The organism is Psychrobacillus sp. Z16_25 (assembly GCF_056856695.1).
This window is the reverse complement of sequence record NZ_JBXEOV010000013.1, coordinates 1-22256: the sequence shown is the minus strand read 5'-3', so window position 1 is coordinate 22256 and position 22256 is coordinate 1. Positions and strand designations below refer to the sequence as shown.

At 38.2% G+C, this 22256-nt stretch carries 20 protein-coding genes; 13 read left to right on the top strand and 7 right to left on the bottom strand.

The features are described 5' to 3' along the window. Positions 1-398: 398 nt before the first annotated feature. Positions 399-1379 carry a metal-dependent hydrolase gene (locus AC1VU3_RS13150; RefSeq protein WP_480389048.1) on the bottom strand — a complete coding sequence of 327 codons (981 nt, stop codon included), beginning with the start codon at positions 1377-1379 and terminating at the stop codon, positions 399-401. A 112-nt stretch (positions 1380-1491) separates the two neighbouring features. On the opposite strand from AC1VU3_RS13150, the gene mutY reads away from it, so the two are divergent. From mutY to AC1VU3_RS13105, 9 genes are all read left to right on the top strand, one after another. Then, positions 1492-2556: an A/G-specific adenine glycosylase gene (gene mutY / locus AC1VU3_RS13145; RefSeq protein ID WP_482983722.1), complete on the top strand. Its 1065-nt coding sequence runs from the start codon at positions 1492-1494 to the stop codon at positions 2554-2556. Positions 2557-2704: 148 nt separating this feature from the next. Continuing rightward, on the top strand, positions 2705-2863 hold the full coding sequence (locus tag AC1VU3_RS13140; RefSeq protein WP_482983721.1) for a gamma-type small acid-soluble spore protein: 159 nt from the start codon (positions 2705-2707) through the stop codon (positions 2861-2863). Between the two features lie 279 nt (positions 2864-3142). Next, on the top strand, positions 3143-3682 hold the full coding sequence (gene ntdP / locus AC1VU3_RS13135) for a nucleoside tri-diphosphate phosphatase (protein WP_480389051.1): 540 nt from the start codon (positions 3143-3145) through the stop codon (positions 3680-3682). A 55-nt stretch (positions 3683-3737) separates the two neighbouring features. Then, the gene (locus AC1VU3_RS13130) at positions 3738-5492 is read left to right on the top strand and encodes an ABC transporter ATP-binding protein (protein ID WP_482983720.1); all 1755 of its coding nucleotides are present in this window, start codon (positions 3738-3740) and stop codon (positions 5490-5492) included. A 303-nt stretch (positions 5493-5795) separates the two neighbouring features. Next, positions 5796-6815: an ABC transporter ATP-binding protein gene (locus AC1VU3_RS13125; protein ID WP_480389053.1), complete on the top strand. Its 1020-nt coding sequence runs from the start codon at positions 5796-5798 to the stop codon at positions 6813-6815. Further along, positions 6790-7800 carry an ABC transporter ATP-binding protein gene (locus AC1VU3_RS13120; RefSeq protein ID WP_482983719.1) on the top strand — a complete coding sequence of 337 codons (1011 nt, stop codon included), beginning with the start codon at positions 6790-6792 and terminating at the stop codon, positions 7798-7800. The genes AC1VU3_RS13125 and AC1VU3_RS13120 overlap by 26 nt, the downstream gene beginning before the upstream one ends. Further along, complete coding sequence (locus AC1VU3_RS13115) at positions 7797-9398, top strand: ABC transporter substrate-binding protein (RefSeq protein WP_480389055.1); 1602 nt, start codon at positions 7797-7799, stop codon at positions 9396-9398. Before AC1VU3_RS13120 ends, AC1VU3_RS13115 begins: the two co-directional genes overlap by 4 nt. Before the next feature lie 142 nt (positions 9399-9540). After that, positions 9541-10545, top strand: coding sequence for an ABC transporter permease (locus tag AC1VU3_RS13110; protein WP_480389056.1), 1005 nt, complete (start codon positions 9541-9543; stop codon positions 10543-10545). 14 nt (positions 10546-10559) lie between these two features. Continuing rightward, positions 10560-11456, top strand: a complete 897-nt coding sequence (locus AC1VU3_RS13105; RefSeq protein WP_480389057.1) for an ABC transporter permease — start codon at positions 10560-10562, stop codon at positions 11454-11456. 56 nt (positions 11457-11512) lie between these two features. On the opposite strand, the gene AC1VU3_RS13100 is transcribed toward AC1VU3_RS13105, so the two are convergent. Next, positions 11513-12598 carry an FUSC family protein gene (locus tag AC1VU3_RS13100; RefSeq protein WP_480389058.1) on the bottom strand — a complete coding sequence of 362 codons (1086 nt, stop codon included), beginning with the start codon at positions 12596-12598 and terminating at the stop codon, positions 11513-11515. Positions 12599-12622: 24 nt separating this feature from the next. Then, on the bottom strand, positions 12623-13921 hold the full coding sequence (locus AC1VU3_RS13095) for a glutamate-1-semialdehyde 2,1-aminomutase (RefSeq protein WP_482983718.1): 1299 nt from the start codon (positions 13919-13921) through the stop codon (positions 12623-12625). Positions 13922-14094: 173 nt separating this feature from the next. Here AC1VU3_RS13095 and bcp point away from each other — a divergent pair, with 173 nt between their 5' ends. The 3 genes from bcp to perR all read left to right on the top strand — a co-directional run bounded on the left by bcp (position 14095) and on the right by perR (position 16069). Next, entirely contained in the window at positions 14095-14577 is a 483-nt protein-coding gene (bcp, locus tag AC1VU3_RS13090; protein ID WP_480389073.1) for a thioredoxin-dependent thiol peroxidase, read from the top strand. Position 14578: 1 nt separating this feature from the next. After that, positions 14579-15523: a D-2-hydroxyacid dehydrogenase gene (locus AC1VU3_RS13085; protein WP_482983717.1), complete on the top strand. Its 945-nt coding sequence runs from the start codon at positions 14579-14581 to the stop codon at positions 15521-15523. 102 nt (positions 15524-15625) lie between these two features. Next, the gene (gene perR / locus AC1VU3_RS13080; RefSeq protein WP_480389061.1) at positions 15626-16069 is read left to right on the top strand and encodes a peroxide-responsive transcriptional repressor PerR; all 444 of its coding nucleotides are present in this window, start codon (positions 15626-15628) and stop codon (positions 16067-16069) included. Positions 16070-16532: 463 nt separating this feature from the next. Here perR and AC1VU3_RS13075 read toward each other — a convergent pair whose 3' ends face one another. The 4 genes from AC1VU3_RS13075 to AC1VU3_RS13060 form a co-directional block, all read right to left on the bottom strand. After that, positions 16533-17990, bottom strand: coding sequence for a carbon starvation CstA family protein (locus AC1VU3_RS13075; protein ID WP_482983716.1), 1458 nt, complete (start codon positions 17988-17990; stop codon positions 16533-16535). 129 nt (positions 17991-18119) lie between these two features. Continuing rightward, positions 18120-18833: a LytR/AlgR family response regulator transcription factor gene (locus tag AC1VU3_RS13070; RefSeq protein ID WP_480389063.1), complete on the bottom strand. Its 714-nt coding sequence runs from the start codon at positions 18831-18833 to the stop codon at positions 18120-18122. Further along, entirely contained in the window at positions 18830-20590 is a 1761-nt protein-coding gene (locus AC1VU3_RS13065) for a LytS/YhcK type 5TM receptor domain-containing protein (protein WP_480389064.1), read from the bottom strand. The genes AC1VU3_RS13070 and AC1VU3_RS13065 overlap by 4 nt, the downstream gene beginning before the upstream one ends. Positions 20591-20658: 68 nt before the next feature. After that, positions 20659-21003 carry a YgzB family protein gene (locus tag AC1VU3_RS13060; RefSeq protein ID WP_480389065.1) on the bottom strand — a complete coding sequence of 115 codons (345 nt, stop codon included), beginning with the start codon at positions 21001-21003 and terminating at the stop codon, positions 20659-20661. A gap of 115 nt (positions 21004-21118) precedes the next feature. Between AC1VU3_RS13060 and AC1VU3_RS13055 the strand changes: the two genes are divergently transcribed. Continuing rightward, entirely contained in the window at positions 21119-21994 is an 876-nt protein-coding gene (locus AC1VU3_RS13055; protein WP_480389066.1) for a nucleotidyltransferase-like protein, read from the top strand. Positions 21995-22256 lie beyond the last annotated feature (262 nt).

Here is a 22256-nt window from a genome sequence, read left to right as displayed (position 1 = left end):
GTGCTATCGTCTTATTGAAAAGATTGGAGAATGGAATATATATTTGACATATTCTTCATACACTCTATTTCCAACCGGAAGCGACTGGCGGCGACTCCTGCGGGAGCAGGGTGGTAGGTAAGACAGCACAACCATGCGCGTTAGCGTTGGGTGCTGGCTTACCACGCCCCCGCGGAAAGCGTCCGCCACGAGCGACTCACTTCTTCTATCCCTAACCGGTTTCTGACCAACGTCCTATTGACCTCACGGAAAGCATCCGACACAGCGGAGAACCCAGTAACACCAACAACTAAAGAAGCACTTATGATTTAATCATCATAAGTGCTTCTCCTTCGATAATGCCATAAACCAAGCGTTTATGGTGTTTTATATGTCTAGCTTCAGTGGTACTAGCGCTATTAATTGGATATAAAATCTAATTTTTTTCGTAGCTTATCCTCGCTGAATATCCAACCTGTATAGGAATTGACTATCTCTAAATCCTCATCTAAATGGGCAACAGCCACAAAGGGATAGTAATCATTACTCCTATACCGCAAATCGATTAATCGTACTTCATGTATATTGTCAAACTTGTTAATTTCCCATCTAAAAATCGGGGAAAAAGAAATGAACGCACTTAGATTGGGATCATCCAATGCTGCTCTCACTAAAGGGGAGCTCGGTATTGGGACCTTTTCAAATTTGTCATAGATCGTAATGGAACGGCCATAAGCTCTTCCAACATAATGATGAGTTGCAGAAGTGGCTGCAATTCGCCAACTCAAAAAACGAATAGTTGGAGCGATTATTATTTCTTCAACATCTGGCAACGTTTTTTTCACACTATTTTTTACTGCTTTTTGTACTGCAAAACGGAGGATGTAATACAGAATTATTACCCCATACATAATAAGGAAGGTAATTACTGGATTTGCTCCGAAAAACCAAATGAAAATCCCGATAATATGAATTCCAAAAATGATTGGATCAAAGGTATTAATAACACCTAATGCCACCCATTTTCGAGAGAATGGTCTGAGCGCTTGGGTTCCATAAGAATTAAATATATCAACAAATACATGTAAAAAGACGGCCAAAAATGTCCAAAGCCAAATATGAAGCCAGTCAGCAGAAGGCATAATGAGCCATAAAACTCCAGAAATAAGCAGTGGCCATAAAAGTACAGCAGGAAGAGAGTGGGTAATCCCACGATGATGCCGTATGTAAACGGCATTGTTTCTAAGCTTTAATACAGTATCTATGTCAGGTGCTTGGGAGCCGATTATTGTTCCGGCGATAACTGCAGTAGTGGTGATTGTACTATTAGCTACTACGGGATCGGCAAAAGCTAACCCACCAAGTGCAATACCCATAACGAAATGCGTACCTGTATCCATGCTCTTTATCAGCTCCTTTAGGAAACAGTCAAATATTATTATAAAACGTAAATATCATTATTTACATACCCGTTTTTCATTTCCCATAATCTTTTTAGAAAGGATACAAAAAGTGGAAAAGATATATAAACAAAAGGTTAGAGATGCGTTAGTCACCTGGTATTTAGAAGAAAAAAGAGATCTTCCTTGGAGAAAGACAACAGATCCATATAAGATTTGGGTCTCCGAGGTAATGCTTCAACAAACAAAAGTAGAAACTGTTATACCTTATTATGAAAGGTTTATTGAGAAATATCCTTCCTTAGAAGCCTTAGCTTCTGCAGAAGAGGAAGAACTTCTAAAACAATGGGAAGGATTAGGCTATTATTCCAGAGCAAGAAATTTACAAGCTGGTGTACGAGAGGTAGTAGAGGCTTATGATTCTCAAGTTCCAACAAGTCGTGAGGAAATATCTAAATTAAAAGGTGTTGGACCATACACAGCAGGAGCTGTTCTAAGTATTGCCTACGGGATTCCTGAACATGCAGTAGATGGAAATGTCATGAGAGTTCTTTCAAGGATTTTACTTATAGAAGAGGACATTGCAAAGCCTAAAACAAAGAAAACCTTTGAACGTGCAGTTATGGAGCTCATTGATAAAGAAGATCCATCCTCCTTCAATCAAGGGTTAATGGAACTGGGAGCAGTAATATGCACCCCAACTAAACCAAAATGTCTTCTTTGTCCTGTCAGAGAATATTGTACTGCTTATTTTGAAGGTAAGCAGGGAGACTTGCCTATTAAAACAAGCAACAAAAAGACAAAGCTTCATTATATGAAGTCAATGATTATTAAGCGAGACGATGAGAAGATTTTATTGGAGCAACGACCAAGTAAAGGTCTACTCTCGAACATGTGGCAATTCCCAATGGTAGAGCTACCTACCACCTCTCATACTATAGAGGAAGTAATGGAGTACGAATATGGAGTGGAAATAAAAAAAGGCAAGGAAATCAATGCGTTTAAGCATGTCTTTTCTCATTTAACTTGGGAAATGGAAAGCTTTGAAGGCTCTCTTATACAAGAGAAGATGCTTCCAAGTAGCTGCAAATGGTTTACTATGGAAGAAATTGAGGCACTTCCAATGCCAGTCCCAATATTAAAGATTTTTAATGAATATAAAAAGAAATTTACTTGAATTTACTCTTACTAGCATGCTCGAAAGTCCAACAACCAATCACTAATAAAATGATTTAAATCATTCAAAGAACTGCGTGAAAAAATCAAAACAAATGAATAATATCACTTCACCTGCACATCATAATGTTTGTACGGAGGTGAAATCCATGAAAAAGAATAGCAGTCAACGTCAGAACAAAAAGCCAGAATTTGCATCTGAAACTGACATTCAACAAGTTAAAGAACAAAACCGTCAAGCTGAAATGAAAAAACAGCAAGCAAGCGGGAAGTATGCAGGCGGTTCTTTTAACAATTCTTCAAAATAAGAACATGGATACACCAAAAATCAGCGAGGGCATATTGCCTTCGCTGATTTTGTTCTAAATCAAAATATCGCTCCTACCTAAAAGAAAATATTTCTGACATAGAGGAATACTTCCTGACATATCTTTTGAACTGATTCCTACATATTTATTAAAAGGACCTTTTAAATTTAAATTTAACTTACCAAACCTATTTTTACTACAGTTTTTTCCTATGGATTGTTATAATATGAAAATAGGAAAAATTATATAAATTGCGCTTGATGAAAAGGTGGCTAAATCATGGCGATTCCAACAGAAGGAGAAATTATTCAAATTCATAGTTATAAACATAATGGCCGTATCCACCGTGTCTGGCAAGAAACGATGGTTCTAAAGGGTACTAAAAATATTGTGATAGGAGCAAATGAACGAACGCTTGTAATTGAAGCGGATGGTAGGACTTGGGTTACAAGGGAGCCCTCCATTTGTTATTTTCATGCAGAGCATTGGTTTAATATTATTTGTATGCTACGAGAAGATGGGGTATATTATTACATTAATATTAGCTCACCCTTTGTCTACAATAATGGTCGATTAAAATACATTGACTATGATTTAGACGTGAAGGTTTTCCCTGATATGTCCTATACGATTCTTGACGAGGATGAATACGAACAACATAAGAGTGAAATGAAATACCCACCTGAAATGGATGCTATTTTAGAAGGGAATATTAAAAAACTTATATCTTGGATCAAGCAAAGAAGAGGACCGTTCGCTCCTGACTTTATTGAAGCTTGGACAAGTCGTTATCACTTTTATAAACAGCTAAACGAGTAATGGAAACCTGTTGAATGCCCAACAGGTTTTTCCGTTTTAGAAAGGAAGTTTCAAAATGGGTTCCATCAAGAGATATATGAGATTTGTAAAGCCATATAATTTACAGATTTTCCTAACCATAATAATAGGTATTGTGAAGTTTGCAATCCCACTTTTTATTCCGTATTTAATTAAGATTGTTTTAGATGACATCATTGGTGAAGAAACGCTTACTGACCCTGAAAAAATAAGGCAACTATTTTATTGGCTGGGGGGGACTGCCATTGTATTCTTCATCGTCCGTCCACCTGTAGAATACTACCGACAATACTTAGCTCAATTAGTAAGTAATAAAATTTTATATGACATACGTCAGAAGTTATATGGACATTTACAAAAGCTAAGCATGAAATATTATTCAAATAATCGTGTAGGCGAAGTTATCTCTCGTGTGATTAATGATGTGGAGCAAACGAAGAACTTTGTCATGATTGGATTAATGAATGTATGGCTTGATCTTGCTACAATCTTAATCGCTATCGGAATTATGCTTACGATGAACGTAAAGCTGACAATTGTTACGCTTATTGCATTTCCATTCTACGCATTTAGCGTGAAGTATTTCTTTGGGAGACTCCGTGACTTAACGAGGAAGAGGTCGCAAGCGCTTGCGGGTGTGCAGAGTTACTTGCATGAGCGGGTGCAAGGAATGAGTATCATTAAAACCTTTACGTTAGAAAAGCATGAGCAAAAGAACTTTAATGAGACCAATGGGGAGTTTTTAGATAAGGCTGTTGACCAAACAATTTGGAACGCCAAGGCCTTTGCAGTGGTAAACACGATAACCGATATTGCACCGCTTCTTGTCATTGCATATGCCGGCTACGAAGTAATTAATGGAAATCTGTCTATTGGAACTATGGCGGCATTTATTGCTTATATAGAAAGACTTTACAGTCCGCTTAGAAGGCTAGTGAACTCCTCTACAACGCTTACACAATCTATTGCGTCTATGGACAGAGTATTTGAGCTAATGGATGAAGAGTATGATATTTTGGACAAGCCGGGTGCTTATCCTTTAAGGAAAGCTGCAGGAAATATAACCTTTTCGAATGTTCAATTCAAATATGAGGAAGAAGGACATACAATCCTTAAGAACGTCAGCTTCCAAGTGAATGCTGGAGAGACAGTTGCTTTTGTCGGAATGAGCGGTGGAGGTAAGTCTACTATTATTAGCTTAATACCTCGTTTTTACGATGTTTCCTCTGGAAGTGTAACAATAGATGGTCACGATGTAAGAAATGTGACGATAGAGTCTCTTAGACAACAGATAGGTATTGTATTACAGGATAATATTTTATTCAGTGATTCAGTAAAAACCAATATATTAATGGGAAGACCAGATGCTACGGAGGAAGAGATTATTGCCGCCGCAAAAGCTGCTAATGCTCATGATTTTATCATGGAGCTTCCAGAAGGATACGATACAAAGGTTGGGGAACGAGGAGTTAAACTGTCTGGCGGTCAAAAGCAACGAGTAGCAATTGCGAGAGTATTTTTAAAAAATCCAGCTATTTTAGTTCTAGATGAAGCGACTTCAGCATTAGATTTAGAGAGCGAATCTTTAATTCAGGATTCGTTGGCACGTTTAACAGAAAATCGCACAACTATTATTGTGGCCCATCGACTTTCCACTATCACACATGCTGATAAGATCATAGTGATTGAAAACGGAGAGGTTTCAGAGGAAGGTACACATGCAGAGCTAATGAGTAAACGAGGGGCATATTTTAATTTATTTCAAATACAACAACTAGATACAGAGACATAATAATTTAAGCATCCTATAAGGCGAAATTCTTCTTATAGGATGCTTTTTTTTACCTAGATATGAATTTGAAAAATAAGTAAATAGTTGTGTTTATTCTAAAACTATTGAAACTATTGATAGATTATGTAAAATTACAATAATACTGAAAATAAAGAAATTGACAAATTTTAGGTTTGCTAGATTTTGTGAATGAGAAGTACGACCCTGATAAAAAGAGGGCTGTAGCAAGTGAAGATATGCAAACCATGCTTTAGCAAATGAACATGCCTAGTTCTGTAGAAAAAGTAAAAAAGGAGCATCCAAATGTCAGACAAGAATAAGATTCTAGAGATTAAAGAGCTTCAGACATCCTTTTTTACAGATGAGGGAGTTATCCCTTCAGTTGACCGTATTAGTTTTGAGGTCAAGAAAGGAGAAATCCTTGGAATTGTCGGAGAATCCGGCTGTGGGAAAAGTGTCACCTCTTTATCCATCTTGGGCTTAGTTCCAAGTCCTCCAGGTAGAATAACAAATGGACAAATACTATTCAAAGGGAAGGATCTAACAAACCTCTCTGAAAAAGAGATGAGGAAGATCAGGGGAAATGAAATAGCGATGATTTTCCAAGAGCCAATGACCTCTTTAAATCCTCTTTTTACCATTGGTAACCAATTAGAAGAGGCAATTGCGTTACATAAGAAAGATTGGAGTAAAAAACAAATACGTAGCAGGGCAATTGAAATGCTGAAGCTTGTGGGACTTCCAAGAGCAGAGGAATTGATGAAGGAGTATCCACATCAGCTATCTGGCGGGATGAGGCAAAGAGTAATGATTGCAATGGCACTTGTTTGTGACCCAGAGCTATTAATAGCAGATGAGCCTACAACTGCTCTAGATGTAACCATTCAAGCACAGATTTTAAAGCTAATGAAAGACTTGAATGAAAGGTTAAACACAGCTGTGATTCTAATTACTCATGATTTAGGAGTGGTTGCAGAAGTATGTGAGCGGGTCGTTGTCATGTATGCTGGAAAAATTGTAGAAGAAGGAATGGTTCAAACAATCTTTAAGGATCCACAGCATCCTTATACAAAAGGGCTTATTGCATCTGTTCCGGACATGAGATTTAAGAAGCAACGTTTATACTCTATCCCTGGAAACGTGCCGAAGCCAGGCACTGTTAAACAAGGCTGTCGCTTTGCTGCGAGATGTGAGTATGCGTTTGCTCGCTGTGTGGAAGAAAATCCTCCTTTGTATGAAACATCTGCTGGGCATAAAACAAGATGTTTCTTATATGACGAGAAGGAGGTAATGGACATTGACAAAGCCGTTGTTAGAAGTTGAAGGCTTAAAGAAGTATTTTCCGATTAGAAAAGGCTTACTAGGAAGAAAAGCTGGATTTGTAAAAGCTGTGGATGATATCTCCTTTCATGTTCATGCAGGAGAAACACTGGGCATTGTAGGGGAATCAGGTTGTGGTAAGTCAACAACAGGAAGAATGCTTATGAGACTGTTAGAACCCTCAGATGGTCGAGTTGTATTTGATGGTGTGGAAATAACAGCTTTATCAGAGGCAGCTATGCGAAAGCTTAGAAGAGAGATACAGATGGTGTTTCAGGATCCATACGCATCTCTTAATCCACGTCACACAGTAGAAAAAATATTAATGGAACCATTAATTGTTCATAATATCGGCAATCCAAAAGAACGAAAACAAAAGGTATACGATCTGCTAGAAACAGTAGGATTAAGTAAATATCACGCTAAAAGATATCCTCACCAATTTAGTGGTGGGCAGAGGCAGAGAATTGGAATAGCAAAGGCATTGATGACAAATCCGAAGCTCATTATTGCAGATGAGCCAGTCTCTGCGTTAGATGTCTCTATTCAAGCTCAAGTATTAAATCTCATGCAGGACCTTCAAAAGGAATTGAAGCTTACGTATATTTTCATTGCTCACGATCTTGGTGTTGTTCGACATATTAGTGACCGAGTAGGAGTAATGTATCTAGGAAAATTAGTAGAGCTTGCTCCAAGTGAAAGTCTTTATGCGGAGCCTTTACACCCGTATACAAAAGCGCTACTTTCAGCTGTTCCAGTGCCAGACCCAGATTTCAGGCGGGAACAAATCATCTTAGAGGGAGACATACCTAGTCCATCTAATCCACCATCGGGCTGCACATTTCATACCAGATGTCCCTTTAAAATGGATATCTGTTCAAAGGTAGTACCAGCATTGCAAGAAGTGAATTCCGGTCAATTTGTTGCGTGCCATTTATATAATGAACGCAGCATTGATAATAATCAAAATGTGGAGGGGTCTATATGAGAAATAAAAAGTTGCTGTCTTTTTTATTAATGTTTTTTGTATTAGGGACAATTTTAGCTGCTTGTGGAGCAGATGATGGAGATCAAGCAGATGGTGATGAATCCGAAGGTAACAAAGTCTTAGTCTTTGGTCGAGGTGGGGATTCAGTATCTTTGGATCCTGCAATTGTAACAGACGGAGAATCCTTTAAAGTGACACAGAACTTATTTGAGACATTATTAAACTTTGGTGACCAAGATACTACGATCCATCCGGGTCTAGCAAAGGATTGGTCTACGTCAGAGGATGGATTAACGTACACCTTTATTTTGGAGGAAGGCGTTAAATTCCATGATGGGACTGACTTTAATGCAGAGGCTGTAGTAAAGAACTTCGAGCGCTGGGCAAATGGCTCTGAAGAAAGCTTCTATTATTATGGTTCTATGTTTGGAGGATATGCTGGAGACGAAGGGCATGTGATTGAATCAGTAACTGCTGAAGAAGAGTATAAGGTAGTCTTTAAGCTGAAAAGACCACAGGCTCCATTCTTGAAAAATATTGCAATGAGTCCATTTGGCATTGCTAGTCCAACTGCATTTGAAGCTGATGGAGATAAATTTGGAGATAATCCAGTAGGTACAGGACCATTTAAATTTGTTGAGTGGAAGCGTAACGAAACAATTACAATTGAAAAATTTGAAGATTATTGGGTTGATGGTTTACCGAAATTAGATAGAGTTGTATTCCGTTCTATTCCGGATAACGCTGCCCGTTTAAATGCATTAATTAATAACGAAATCGACCTTGCGGATGGAATTAATCCGGAGGATGGAGCAAAAGTAGAGGGAGATTCTAAACTTCAGCTATATGAAAGACCATCGATGAATGTAGGATATCTAGGATTAACAACAACTCGTCCTCCTTTTGATAACGTAAAGGTTCGTCAGGCAATGAATTATGCAATTGATAAACAATCCATTGTGGACGCTTTCTTTGAAGGGAGAGCAGACGTAGCGAAAAACCCAATACCGACTTCCATTAGTGGTTATAACGATGAAATCGAGGGGTATGAATACAACCCAGAGAAAGCAAAAGAACTTTTAGCGGAAGCAGGATTACCAGATGGTTTTGAGATGGAACTATGGGCAATGCCTGTTCCAAGACCATATATGCCAGATGGAAAGAAAGTTGCAGAAGTTATACAGAAAAACTTAGAAGACATTGGAGTAACAGCAAAAATCGTTTCTTATGAATGGGCAACATATTTAGAGAAAGCTAGAAATGGAGAAGCAGATGCATTCCTTCTTGGATGGACTGGTGATAATGGCGATGCTGATAACTTCCTATACGTATTATTAGATCAAGACAATATCGGAAGCAATAACTATACGTATTATGAAAATGATCAACTTCACGATATTCTAATCGAAGCGCAGTCTGAAATCGATGAAGAGAAGCGTATTGAATTATACAAACAAGCACAAGAAATTATTTTTGAGGACGCTCCTTGGGTGCCGCTTGCTCACTCTACACCATTATTAGCAGGAAAAGCAGATTTAACAGGTTTCTTACCTCATCCAACTGGTTCAGACAAATTAGCGAATGTTGATTTTCAGTAATGATTGAAGGAGGAAATCGTCTAACGATTTCTTCCTTTTTTAAAACGTCTAAAAGCTAAAAAAGGGAACTATTCTCCAGTTTTTCTATTGTCTAGATAGACAGAACGCTTCGAAGAGAAAGAGGAAGAGGTGAACACTGACTTTGTTACATTTTATAGGGAAAAGATTATTACAGTTGATACCTGTTTTGCTAGGGATGACCTTTGTTGTCTTTATGATTATACATGCAATTCCAGGAGACCCGGCACAGGTGATTCTTGGACAGCTAGCCTCACAGGATGCAATAGAGGCTCTTAGGTTAAAGCTAGGATTGGATCAACCATGGTACGTCCAATACTTTGACTATCTAATTCAGTTATTTCAAGGGAATTTAGGAGAATCACTTAGAACCGCACAACCTGTAGCTTCGGAGATTTGGCCGTATCTAGCTGCAACTTTTGAACTGACCTTATTTGCGATAATCATTGCGGTTATCGTAGGAGTAAATGCTGGAATTATCTCTGCGTGGTTCCAGAACTCCTGGTTTGATTATTTAGCGATGATTTTTGCCTTAATCGGAGTTTCTATTCCAATTTTCTGGCTTGGTTTGATGGAGCAATGGATATTCGGTATTGAACTGCATCTTTTCCCAACTGGGGGGAGATCGGATGCACGTGACCCTATCTCTACTATTACGGGCTTATATATCATTGATACGATCCTAAATGGCCGGTTTGATCAGCTGGTTACTGTGTTGAAGCATTTAGTACTACCAAGTATTGCGTTGGCAACTATTCCGATGGCTATTATTGCTCGAATGACAAGATCAAGCATGCTGGAGGTAATGCGAGCAGATTATGTTCGTACTGCGAGAGCAAAAGGGCAAAGAATGTTTTTTGTTGTATACAAGCATGCATTAAAAAACGCTGTGATTCCGGTATTAACGGTTATCGGCTTACAAATGGGGCTTCTGCTTGGAGGAGCGATACTCACAGAGACTATTTTTAGCTGGCCGGGGATCGGAAGATATATCTATGATGCTATTCAATTTAGAGACTATCCAGTCATCCAATCTGGCATATTAGTTGTTGCGTTTATATTTGTCATGATTAACTTATTGGTTGATATCTTGTATGGAATCATTGATCCAAGGATTAAATATGACTAGAAGGAGGGATAGATATGTCTGAAACAGCTCCGATACAGACTGCTCACTCTATTCCAAGTGACGATTCTACAACTGGTCCATGGAGAGAGGCGTGGAGAGGCTTTCGAAAGAATAAGATTGCTTTAGTAGGAACAACCATTGTATTTACATTTATTCTAATTGCTATTTTTGCTCCGTGGATAGCACCGTATGGAATGAATGATCAGCTTCTAAAATCAAGGCTGCAGCCTCCTTCTAGTACACATTGGTTTGGAACAGACGATTTTGGAAGGGATATATTCTCTAGGGTAATTTTAGGGGCAAGAATATCTCTATGGGTTGGTTTCTTCTCGGTAATTGGCTCTGTTATTGTGGGAAGTATTTTAGGAATTATCGCCGGTTATTATGGTAAGTGGGTAGATGTTATAATTTCACGTATTTTTGATATTATGCTAGCTTTTCCGAGTATTCTATTGGCTATTGCTATCGTTTCTATTTTAGGGCCGTCTCTTCAGAACGCATTAATAGCGATAGCAATTATTAATATTCCTAACTTCGGTCGTTTAATTAGATCTCGAGTACTGAGTATAAAGGAAGAGGAATACATAACCTCGGCCAGAGCAACTGGAATGAAAAACATTCGTATATTATTTTCGCATATCCTGCCAAACTCTATGGCTCCCGTTATTGTATCGGGTACACTTGCGGTTGCTACAGCTATCATAGAGGCAGCGGCTTTAGGCTTTCTTGGATTAGGAGCAGAAGCACCAGCACCAGAATGGGGCAAGATGCTAGCTGATTCAAGGAACTATATAACAAACGCCCCTTGGACTTTAATATTCCCAGGTCTAGCAATTATGCTGACTGTATTAGGGTTTAATTTAATGGGAGATGGTTTGAGGGATGCCTTAGATCCAAAAATGAAAAACTAATTCGTATAATAAAAAACATCATTCTTCTCAAAAGAGAAAAATGATGTTTTTTGCAGTTAGAAGGGTGATTCCTCTACCTGTACGGTAAGCTCGTTGCTATGGAAATTTTGATAGGAAGTGATGAGTCGATCTACATGCTCTAATTGCTCTTCATACATAAGGATAGCGGATAGAAGATGAAGCAAATGGTAGGTGGAAAATTCTTCTTCCTCTTCAATCGTCACAGCTATTTGCTGTAAGAAGATGTTCATTACTTCTTGTCTTTGTAAAAAGGCATTTTCTCTATTCCAATCTATATGCTCAGCTTTAAGCTTGCCTAAAAACTTCAGATGCAACTGTTCATGGTAGGTTAATAATGCATCTAACCTTTCTTTAATCATCATTCTGAAATGCTCAGGTAGGCTCATTATTTCATGCTCATGCTGATGCAGTCTGCTCAAAACGTCTAGACTTCTATAGGAAATAGCAATAAGCTCTCTGTAGACGACTGTCTTTCTACCCTTTGAATAAAGTGATTTTTTGGTGTAAACTCTTTCTTCTTTGAAGAAGGAATAAATTTGATCAATTCGACTAAGTCTGTTTTCTATCTGTGCTATTGCCTGCTTGGTGGATTGGTGGTCAGAAGCATGTCTAACACAGATACGAATCCAGCGAATGATTTCATCCTGTGTAAAATGAATGGAATTAAACAGCTTCGTTTCAAACTTGGGAGGTATAAAAACCATATTTACAATAAAAGCAGAAAGCACCCCTACTAATATTGTTAAAAATCGTATTAAGGCAAACGTAAGGAAATCTTCTCCCTGTATTTCCATAATCGCAATGACGGTTACCAATGCTAAAGAGATTGTTTTCTCCAGCTTGAAGCTTATCATAATAGTGATTGCTACAATAGCAGCAAAGCCTATTACAACGATGTTATTACCGAATAGTAAAGCGAATAATACTGCCACAGCTGCACCAATCAGATTGGATTGTACTTGCTCGATTACTGTTAAGTAGGAGCGATAAATGGATGGCTGTATAGCAAAGATAGCAGCAATGCCTGCGAATACAGGGCTAGGAAGCTGGAGCAGTTCCGCTACTAATAAAGCAAAGACAATCGCTACTCCTGTTTTAAATATACGTGCTCCTAATTTCATTGCATCCTACCCTTTCTTAAAACATTATCTTTTCTCATTTAATTGTGCAAAAGCTTTATTTACAGCAACAATAGTTTCTTTGATATCTTCTTCTGTATGTGCAGTAGTTACGAACCAAGCTTCATATTTGGAAGGAGCCAGGTTAATGCCCTGTGCAAGCATAAGCTTGAAGAATTTAGCGAACATTTCACCGTCGCTTGCTTCAGCCTGTTCATAGTTCTCTACCTTTACATCGGTAAAGTATACAGAAAGTGCACCTTTAATACGATTGATCGTAATAGTTATGTTATGTTCCCTAGCGGCTTTCAAAATTCCTTCTTCTAGCATTGCACCTAGTCTATCTAGTTCTTCATATATGCCAGGCTGCTGTAAAACCTCTAAGCAGGCAATACCAGCTTGAATAGAAGCAGGATTTCCGGCCATTGTACCTGCTTGGTAAGCAGGACCCAATGGAGCAACTTGTTCCATTATTTCTTTTTTCCCGCCATAAGCACCGATTGGAAGACCTCCACCAATGATTTTACCGAGTGCTGTCAAGTCAGGAGTCTGACCAAGCATAGTGGAGGCTGCTCCATAGTGAAAACGGAAAGCAGTAATAACTTCATCATAAATCACTAAAGCGCCTTTTTCTTTAGCAAGTTTGTGCACAAGTGGTAAAAATCCCTCATTTGGTTCTACCATCCCAAAGTTTCCGACAATCGGTTCCACTAAAATCCCTGCAATTTCATCTCCCCATTTTTCCATTGCTTCTTGATATGCAGCTGGATCATTGAAAGGGATCGTAATCACTTCTTGAGCAATTGATTGTGGCACCCCTGCGGAGTCAGGAGTTCCTAAAGTTGCAGGACCAGAACCAGCTGCAACTAGTACTAAATCAGAATGTCCATGATAGCAGCCAGCAAATTTCATGATTTTTGTACGGCCAGTATATGCTCTAGCTACACGGATAGTCGTCATGACTGCCTCTGTACCTGAATTTACAAAACGCACTTTATCCATAGATGGAATAGCGTCTTTTAGCATTTTAGCAAAAACAACCTCATGCTTTGTAGGTGTTCCATAAAGTAATCCTGTTTGGGCTGCTTTCGTTATTGCTTCTGTAATATGTGGGTGGGCATGACCAGTAATAATTGGTCCGTAAGCGGCAAGATAATCTATGTACTTATTGCCATCTACATCGTAAAAATATGCTCCTTCTGCTCGTTCCATTACAACTGGAGCTCCTCCTCCTACTGCTTTGTAGGATCTTGAAGGACTGTTTACGCCTCCTACAATATGTTCAAGTGCTTCTGCTTGTATATGTTCAGATTGGGTGTGATTCATCTGTATAACCTCCAATAATTATTGTTCAAGGTAGTAAAGTATATGACGTATCAGCTTTCATGTCTACCAGCAAATACGTTCTTTCTTATTTTAGACAATATTGTTAGAAAAGGCTAAAGAAATTGAACAAATGAGGGAACTTCGTTACCATAGGAAGAAAAGAGGAGGAGATTATATTGGTATTAGAGGGTATGTCTGCACCATTGTTTACGTTGAAGAATGAAAAAGGAGAGCAAGTTTCTCTAAAAGATTTTGCTGGGAAAAAGTATGTTGTTCTTTATTTTTATCCAAAGGATTCGACTCCAGGTTGTACGACAGAGGCATGTGATTTTAGAGAAAATCACACTAATTTCTCCGACCTGAATGCAGTAATATTGGGTGTTAGTGCTGATGACGAAAGAGCACACCAGAAATTTATTGAAAAGCATGGTCTTCCATTCTCTTTATTGATAGACGATACACATGAGGTTTCAGAAGCTTATGGAGTATGGAAGTTGAAAAAGAATTTTGGCAAGGAATATATGGGAATCGAGCGTTCGACCTTTTTAATTGACCCTACTGGAACAATTGTGAAGGAATGGAGAAAGGTGAAGGTGCAGGGCCATGTGGAGGAAGTGTTGTCTACTATTAAATCATTAAAAGAAGGTGGGGAATAGGGTGGAGGTGTTATTTTCTTTATTGCCAAATGAAAGATTGCAAGAGCAGCTTGTTCAAAAGTTTCCGGAGGTGCATTTTACTTTTCAGAAGGGAATAAATGAAGAGAGGCTTTCTGTTGCCGAAGTTCTCGTTACCTATGGAGAAGATCTTTCGAAGGAACTGCTAGCATCCGCTAAAAGGTTAAAGTGGATCATGGTGGCCTCGGCAGGAATGGAGAAGATGCCACTAAAGGAAATTGGGGAGAGGGGCATCCTAGTAACAAACGTTAGAGGGATTCATAAAATACCAATGGCTGAATCGATTATCGGACATCTTCTTTCTGTAAAAAAGTCGCTTCATAAGATGAGAGAAAATCAGAAGAGGGGAGAGTGGGTAAAACGCCTACCGTCCTCAGAGCTTTACGGCTCTACAGCCCTCATACTTGGACCGGGTGCTATTGGTGGAGAAGTCGGAAGGCTATTACAGGCTTTCGGAGTAAAAACCATTGGATGTAACCGAAGTGGACAGAAGGCAGAATATATGGAATCTATGGTCTCATTTGAAAAACTAGAGCAAGCTTTACCGGCTGCTGATATTCTTATTTCTGTATTACCAAGTACAGAGGAAACGAGAGGATTGCTGACCAGTAAACATCTTCAAAAAATGAAGCCCTCCTCTATCTTTATGAATTTTGGCAGAGGTGACCTTATAAAAGAAGAGGAGCTTTTAGAAGCACTAGAGAAACAATACATAGCGTTTGCAGTATTAGATGTTTTTGAACAAGAACCATTGAAAAATGGACATCCATTTTGGAGGATGGAGAATGTAATTGTTTCCCCGCATGTTTCGAGTCACTCTTCTCAATACTTAGTACGTGCTCTTGATATTTTTTCTAATAATTTAACTCATTGGTTACATAATAAAAAAGAATTCCTAAATGAAGTGGATATAATAAGAGGATATTAGGGTTTTCACTATGCAAATGGTCTAAAATTTGACATGGATAGGGTTCTTCTTTATACTTATTATAATATAATAATCCTATAATATATGGAGAGGTGCATTGCGATGACGGAAGTACATTTAAGAGATGCTTTGGATACACTGAAATCCACCGGTGTACGTATAACTCCTCAGCGCCATGCGATTTTGGAATTTATTATTCAATCCATGTCTCACCCGACAGCGGACGATATATATAAAGCACTTGAAAGTAAATTTCCTAGCATGAGTGTTGCGACAGTATATAATAACTTGCGTGTTTTCAGAGAGGCTGGCTTAGTCAAAGAGTTAACCTATGGAGATTCTTCGAGCAGATTTGATTTCATTACGAATGATCATTATCATATGATTTGTAATTCATGCGCAAAGATCGTTGATTTTCACTACCCAGGACTTGATGAAGTAGAGCACTTAGCTTCTCATATAACTGGCTTTGAAGTAAGCTCCCACCGAATGGAGATTTACGGAAAATGTCCGGACTGCCAAGAGCATGCGACAGAAGTTCAATAACTACTATTAAATAGGAGGACGCTACTTTTCCAGTAGGTCCTCTTTTTTGATTGTAATGAAACGGACCATCCTCAAGGTTGGAGGGTGGTCCATTTTCGGTTTAGGAATCGCCAATGCCTTCCACCGTTTTCAGGAGTGCTGAACGAGAGTAAATTGGCGCTATCCGAGAGTAAAATCGCCTTAACCGAGAGTATTGAAGCTGAATGAGAGTAAAGCCCCTCTAATCGAGAATAAAAGAAGTCCATCCGAGAATAAACCAAGCGTCACCGAGAGTAATCACACGCTATACGAGAGTATCTACCCTGCAAAGCCCTAGACAGGGATACAAACTGTCGTAATTTCTCCTTCCCTCTGGAGTTTGTCCTCTTTGACTAATGTCTTCTAAAAGTATTTGAAAAATAAGAGGCACTTACGATTGTAAAATCGTAAGTGCCATCTATTTGTTTCTGGGTCCATGAGAAGATTAAGCTTTTGTACCAAGTCCGTCATCTAGTTTTATAGGGGTAAAGCCTTTTTGGTCAGCATCAAGCTTCTTTTTGAGACCCCAGAAGAAGCCTATTATAATAATGACTGTAACGATGGCTCCCAAAATATAAGAGGTTTGCATAGATAGATTAAACCCTATTTTTGCGTTAAATATATAGGTGAACGTTGCCATCGTTATAAAAGTCGCTGGTATTGCTGCAATCCAAAAGTTCTTTCTTTGAAGTGCCAGGTACATAGCACAGACCCAAAGTGCAATCATTGCAGTAGATTGATTTGCCCAAGAGAAGTATCTCCACAGTATAGTGAAATCAATTTGTGTTAAAGCGATAGATATAGCAAACATTGGGAGTGCAATCAAAAAGCGTTTAGATATCTTCTTTTGGCCCATTCCAATATAATCTGCCACTATCATACGGGCACTACGGAAAGCGGTGTCTCCAGATGTAATAGGGAGTACCACAACTCCTAACACAGCAATTGTTCCAACTACCGCTCCTAATGTGGTCATAGATACCTCTTTTACAATTCCTGCAGTTCCTACAGTATTCAGTAGTTCGTTTAAATCTTGACCATTAAAAATAGACATTGCTGCAGCAGCCCAGATCATTGCGATAATTGCTTCAGCGATCATCATTCCGTAAAAAATATAACGCCCCTGACCCTCTTTTTGCGTAGTGCGTGAGATAATCGGAGATTGAGTTGCGTGAAAGCCAGATAAAGCCCCGCAAGAAATAGTAAGGAATAATAACGGGAAGATAGGCAAATTATCTGGATGCATATTTGTAAAGCTTAACTCAGGTATTGTATATCCCTTTACAAACAACGAAACTCCTATACCGACAGCACTTATAAGAAGCAAAGCGCCGAAAAATGGATAGAGCCTACCGATGATTTTATCAACTGGAAGTACAGTAGCTAAGATATAGTAAGCGAAAATAATGACTACCCAGCCTCCAACAGATAACCAGCTTGAGGTAAGATCTCCAAGCAGAGCTGCAGGAGAGGAAACAAACACTGTTCCTACTAAAACTAATAATAAAAGAGCAAATGCATTTACTACATGCTTAAAGGCTTTTCCTAAAAACTTTCCTGCTAGCTCCGGTAAATGGGCTCCCTTATTTCTTAAAGAAATCATACCAGTTAAATAATCATGTACTGCACCGGCAAAAATTGCACCTAAAACAATCCAAAGAAAAGCAATCGGTCCATAAAGAGCGCCCATAATAGGACCGAAGATGGGGCCCACTCCAGCTATATTTAGTAGCTGGATAAGCGAGTTTTTATTTTTGGACATAGGTACATAATCTACACCGTCAGACATGGTATATGCGGGTGTCTGACGTTCCTCTTTCACTCCAAATACTTTTTCCACGTATTTACCATAAGTGAAATAAGCTACTATTAAAAGTACGATTGACACAATAAAGGTTATCATTCTGTTAGCCTCCTCTTTTTTTATAGTCTATTTTAAATAATCAGTTTATTGTACGAGAAACTATTAACATGTTCATTTCGATGCTTAAGAGGTAGAATTGAGCGATTGAAATTCAAACCCATTTAGAATTTATATTTCAAGCAGTTCTCTTAACTCCTTTATATAATTTCTGCTAAGAGGTATCTGGTCTGGAATCCCTGTGACCTTAATGTTATATATGCTTTGATTCCAGGAGGAGACCTCACAAATATGATGCACATTTACTAAAAAACTCTTATGAGTTCTATAAAAATGATAGCCACTTAATTTTTCTTCTAGCTCCTTTAATGAATGTTTACTTGTAAACTCACCGGTGTTTGTACGAATTATTGTTTCTTTATGACTTCTAGCGATGAACAAAATCGTAGCTGGATCAATATACAAGATTCGGTCTGCTTCTTGAACAGCTAGCTTAAAAGGATTTTTAAGTCTATTCGGTTGTAATTGTTGTATGATTCTATTTACGGTTTCTGTTATTCTTATTTCATCGAATGGCTTCAATAGATAATCGATGGCATTGGCATGAAAAGCCTCTACAGCATAATGGGGAAAGGCTGTGGCAAAAACAATTAAAGGTGGTCGTTGAAATTTCTTCATAATGTTGGCGAATTCTAAGCCGTTCATTCCTACCATTTCTATATCTACAAATACGACATCCGGTTCTAGCTTTGCTACTAAGGATAAAGCTGTTTCAGCAGAATCTGCCTCGCCTACCATTTTTATTTCTTTAAACTTACTTAAAAGATAAACTAACTCCTCTCTGCTGTACCGTTCATCATCTACTACGATTACTTGGATAGTCATTGGGTTATCCTCTCCTTTTTCTTGATTCTTTTCTTCGGAATAAAGAAAGAGATACAAGTTCCATTTGCATCGCTAGCAATTTGTAAGCCAGCAGTGGGGTGTACCATTTTTTTGAGTCTGAGGTGTAAATTATATAAGCCGATACCTGAACCATTAGTTGATTCCACTTTGTTCTGCAGGAGTATTTTCTTTTTAGTTGCTTCAATCCCATTCCCATTGTCAGTCACTGATATAGCGATATAATCTCCACCGTCTTTTATGATGATTTCAATGAGGATTTCCTTCTTTTTTTGCAAGCCGTGCTTAAAGGAGTTCTGTACTAATGTAAGGATTGCCATAGAAGGGATAAGTACATGTAAAGCACTTTCCTCGATTTTATAAGAAATTTTTACACGATCTCCGAATCTGGCTTCTTCTATTAATAAATAGGTTTGGATTAGTTCTACCTCCTTTTGTAGTGTAATCATTCCAGAGGAAGAGTTTTCTGTATTTTGTCTAATAAAGTGGGCTAGGGAAACTAATAAGGTTCTTGCTCTATTTGGGTTAGTTCTTATTAAAGAAACAATCGTGTTCATTGCGTTAAATAAAAAATGTGGATTTACTTGCGCCTGTAATGCCTTTATTTCGGCCTCTTTGGCCAATTCCTTCAATTCCTCCAGCTCGGATAATTCTAGTTGGTGACTAAAGATGTTACTTAACCCTTTTACAAGTTCTACTAAAGAGGGAGAAAGCATTCTTTCATTAGAGACATATATTTTTAAGGTGGCGACGGTTTCTTCTTTTATCTTTAAGGGAGCAATAATCGCAGCCCCGAGCGTACAGGCTGGTTGGTCACAAAGAATTCCCCTTCGTCCTATTACTTTTAGGCTACCAGTTTGAATAACCTGACGTGTTGCTTCTGTTTGAATAGGGCTCCCGGCAATGTGATGGTTACTTTCATTGCCCACGTGTGCAAGTATTGTATCCTTGTTGGTCATGGATACGGCTAGGGAGGGAGTTTTAGAATAAATCAGCTCGCAAACTCTATTTGCCGAATGAAAAGAAAGGCCGCTACGTAAAAATTCAATGGATGATTCGGCGATTTCCAAAGCTTTATGGGCACCATACGCTTCTGTCCGGTTATCCTCATCTAATACACTTTTTATAATAAGTATGAAAATGGCTGAGCCCATAGCATTTGTGAGCACCATTGGGACCATAATTTCTTCAACTAAAGCTAGTGCTTGATAAGTTGGTTTTGCTACTAGAAGGATGATTCCCATTTGCATCGCTTCCGTCATTGCCCCAATTAGAAAAGCTACCCAAGGGGATATGAAGAGCGTTTTCTTACGGAGTTTACTCCCAATTAGCCCAGCGATTAAACCGGCAATAATAGTTGCTAAGCCACAAGCCAAACCAGTAAAACCACCTAAATAAACCCGATGAATCCCAGCAATCAAGCCTGCTCCAAAGCCTATTCGGAAACCTCCCAGAAGGCCGCCAACGACTATACCTAAAACTCTGGAGTTCGCTAGTGCCTCTTCTTGTGCTAAACCGCCTGTCCATCTTCCAGCTGAATCTGCAAGCGGATTGATGACTATTCCTGTATAAGTACCAAGAATACCGAATAATCCGAAAATTATTGTCAGGTAAATGCGCTTCTTCGTCGTCATTCGTCTGTGATAATCAAATAAATCTCGAAAAAAAGGTAACCGTGTTAATAAGAAGGCAATTGTAGCTATTATTGCAAGTCGCTCGATAAGAGATACAATAAGCAAGATTACATCCTCCCAGCTTTTTTAGTATACTATTATAAGAAAAGCACTTCGCTAGAAGCGGAGTGCTGTTATCTCTTCTTATTTAAGCTTTGGTCAAACTCTTGTCCTTCTAGCGTAGGATCTAATGTTAAGGGCTCGTTGCAATGCATGCACATATCTACTCGTCCAAGTATTTTAGTTGGCTTGTTACAGTTAGGGCATATTACTTGTACGGCTTTGGTTGATAAAAGACCGATCCAGCCATATACTGCAGTACTACCAATTACACACAGTAAGCCAAGTGTCATAAAGATTGTAACTAAGATAGCGCTCTCTCTGAAAAATATTGCGCCATACATTATAATAAAGCCAAAGAATATTAATCCAAGAGCAAAGGATCTTATTCTATTTATTTTATTTTTATAGGGTTTCATTTCTCATCCTCCTATTTCTACATTCACTATAACATATTTTGGTTTGGAGAGAGGATACATTATTTTTTTGTAGAAAGTTAATATATAGCTATAGCAAGCAAAGGAGGCTTTCGCAATGGAAGCGTTATTAAGACCCATCTACCAAGAAAGAGCTAGTGATCCAAATACTTTAGGGATTTTTGTTATCGAGAAAAAAGAGGAGTTTAGTCCGATAACAGATACATTTGATTCTATATTATTAATTATTACAAAAGAATCTTCCCGACCTGTTTTTACAAAGCATTACTCTTTTCAAAACAAAAAAGCAGCATTACATATAGTGACGGAGCGCCAACTGAGAAAGTGGCTAATCATTGGCTCAAACCCTAAACTAATAGATTGGATCATAAATGGAAGAGTTGTGTTTGATCGCAACGAATATATTGATGGTTTAAAAAAGGAGTTAGACGAATTCCCTAACAGTGCAAGAAAAGTTAGAATGGGAATAGAATTTTCTAAATTATGCAGAAGTTATATGAAGGCGAAACTATTTTTTGAACAACTAAATTATTTAGATGCTTCCTCCCATATTGTTAACTCACTACATCATTTAGCTAGATTGACGGTCTTTGAAAAAGGAATGCATCCAGAGGTAGTTGTATGGAAACAAGTCAAGCAGCTAGATCCATCCATATACAAACTTTATGATGAGTTAATTTGTAGTAAAGAAACGATTGAGAAAAGATTGGAGCTTCTATTCTTAGCGAGCGAGTTTTTAATCCATTCTCGAACAAAAGATGGAGCTGCTCATATAGTAGATGTTTTATCACAAAAGGAATTTTGGACTATTCAAGAAATACATGAACATCAGGAATTAAAGAATTACTCAGTTGATTTAGAGGTTTTTATTGAATTCCTTGTAGAAAAAGGACTCATTTTAATAGTAGAACAACCAACAAAAAGTAATCAAATCATGCATCGTTACTATAAAGTAAAGCAGTTTCATGCATAGAGAAAAAAACGAGCAAAAAAAATGCTCGTTTTTTGTTGACATGAATAATTGTATGTTGTAAGATAATAAACGTCGTCAAGAACGAAACGAAAAATGTTATGAAACAAATAATATTTTTTAAAAAACTTCTTGACTCTCGCAAGATGAAATGATAGACTAGAGAAGTCGCAAAAAACGACATCACAAAAATGAACATTGAAAACTGAACATGCAAAACGTCAAGATATACAGCGATTGAAACATATCGCAAAACAAACATGAC

Excerpts from the sequence above, each read along its gene's own strand:
- AC1VU3_RS13150 (WP_480389048.1), bottom strand. The coding sequence starts at position 1,379 with ATGGATACAGGTACGCATTTCGTTATGGGTATTGCACTTGGTGGGTTA.
- AC1VU3_RS13140 (WP_482983721.1), top strand. The coding sequence starts at position 2,705 with ATGAAAAAGAATAGCAGTCAACGTCAGAACAAAAAGCCAGAATTTGCA.
- ntdP (WP_480389051.1), top strand. The coding sequence starts at position 3,143 with ATGGCGATTCCAACAGAAGGAGAAATTATTCAAATTCATAGTTATAAA.
- AC1VU3_RS13130 (WP_482983720.1), top strand. The coding sequence starts at position 3,738 with ATGGGTTCCATCAAGAGATATATGAGATTTGTAAAGCCATATAATTTA.
- AC1VU3_RS13125 (WP_480389053.1), top strand. The coding sequence starts at position 5,796 with ATGTCAGACAAGAATAAGATTCTAGAGATTAAAGAGCTTCAGACATCC.
- AC1VU3_RS13115 (WP_480389055.1), top strand. The coding sequence starts at position 7,797 with ATGAGAAATAAAAAGTTGCTGTCTTTTTTATTAATGTTTTTTGTATTA.
- AC1VU3_RS13105 (WP_480389057.1), top strand. The coding sequence starts at position 10,560 with ATGTCTGAAACAGCTCCGATACAGACTGCTCACTCTATTCCAAGTGAC.
- AC1VU3_RS13100 (WP_480389058.1), bottom strand. The coding sequence starts at position 12,598 with ATGAAATTAGGAGCACGTATATTTAAAACAGGAGTAGCGATTGTCTTT.
- AC1VU3_RS13095 (WP_482983718.1), bottom strand. The coding sequence starts at position 13,921 with ATGAATCACACCCAATCTGAACATATACAAGCAGAAGCACTTGAACAT.
- perR (WP_480389061.1), top strand. The coding sequence starts at position 15,626 with ATGACGGAAGTACATTTAAGAGATGCTTTGGATACACTGAAATCCACC.
- AC1VU3_RS13075 (WP_482983716.1), bottom strand. The coding sequence starts at position 17,990 with ATGATAACCTTTATTGTGTCAATCGTACTTTTAATAGTAGCTTATTTC.
- AC1VU3_RS13070 (WP_480389063.1), bottom strand. The coding sequence starts at position 18,833 with ATGACTATCCAAGTAATCGTAGTAGATGATGAACGGTACAGCAGAGAG.
- AC1VU3_RS13060 (WP_480389065.1), bottom strand. The coding sequence starts at position 21,003 with ATGAAACCCTATAAAAATAAAATAAATAGAATAAGATCCTTTGCTCTT.
- AC1VU3_RS13055 (WP_480389066.1), top strand. The coding sequence starts at position 21,119 with ATGGAAGCGTTATTAAGACCCATCTACCAAGAAAGAGCTAGTGATCCA.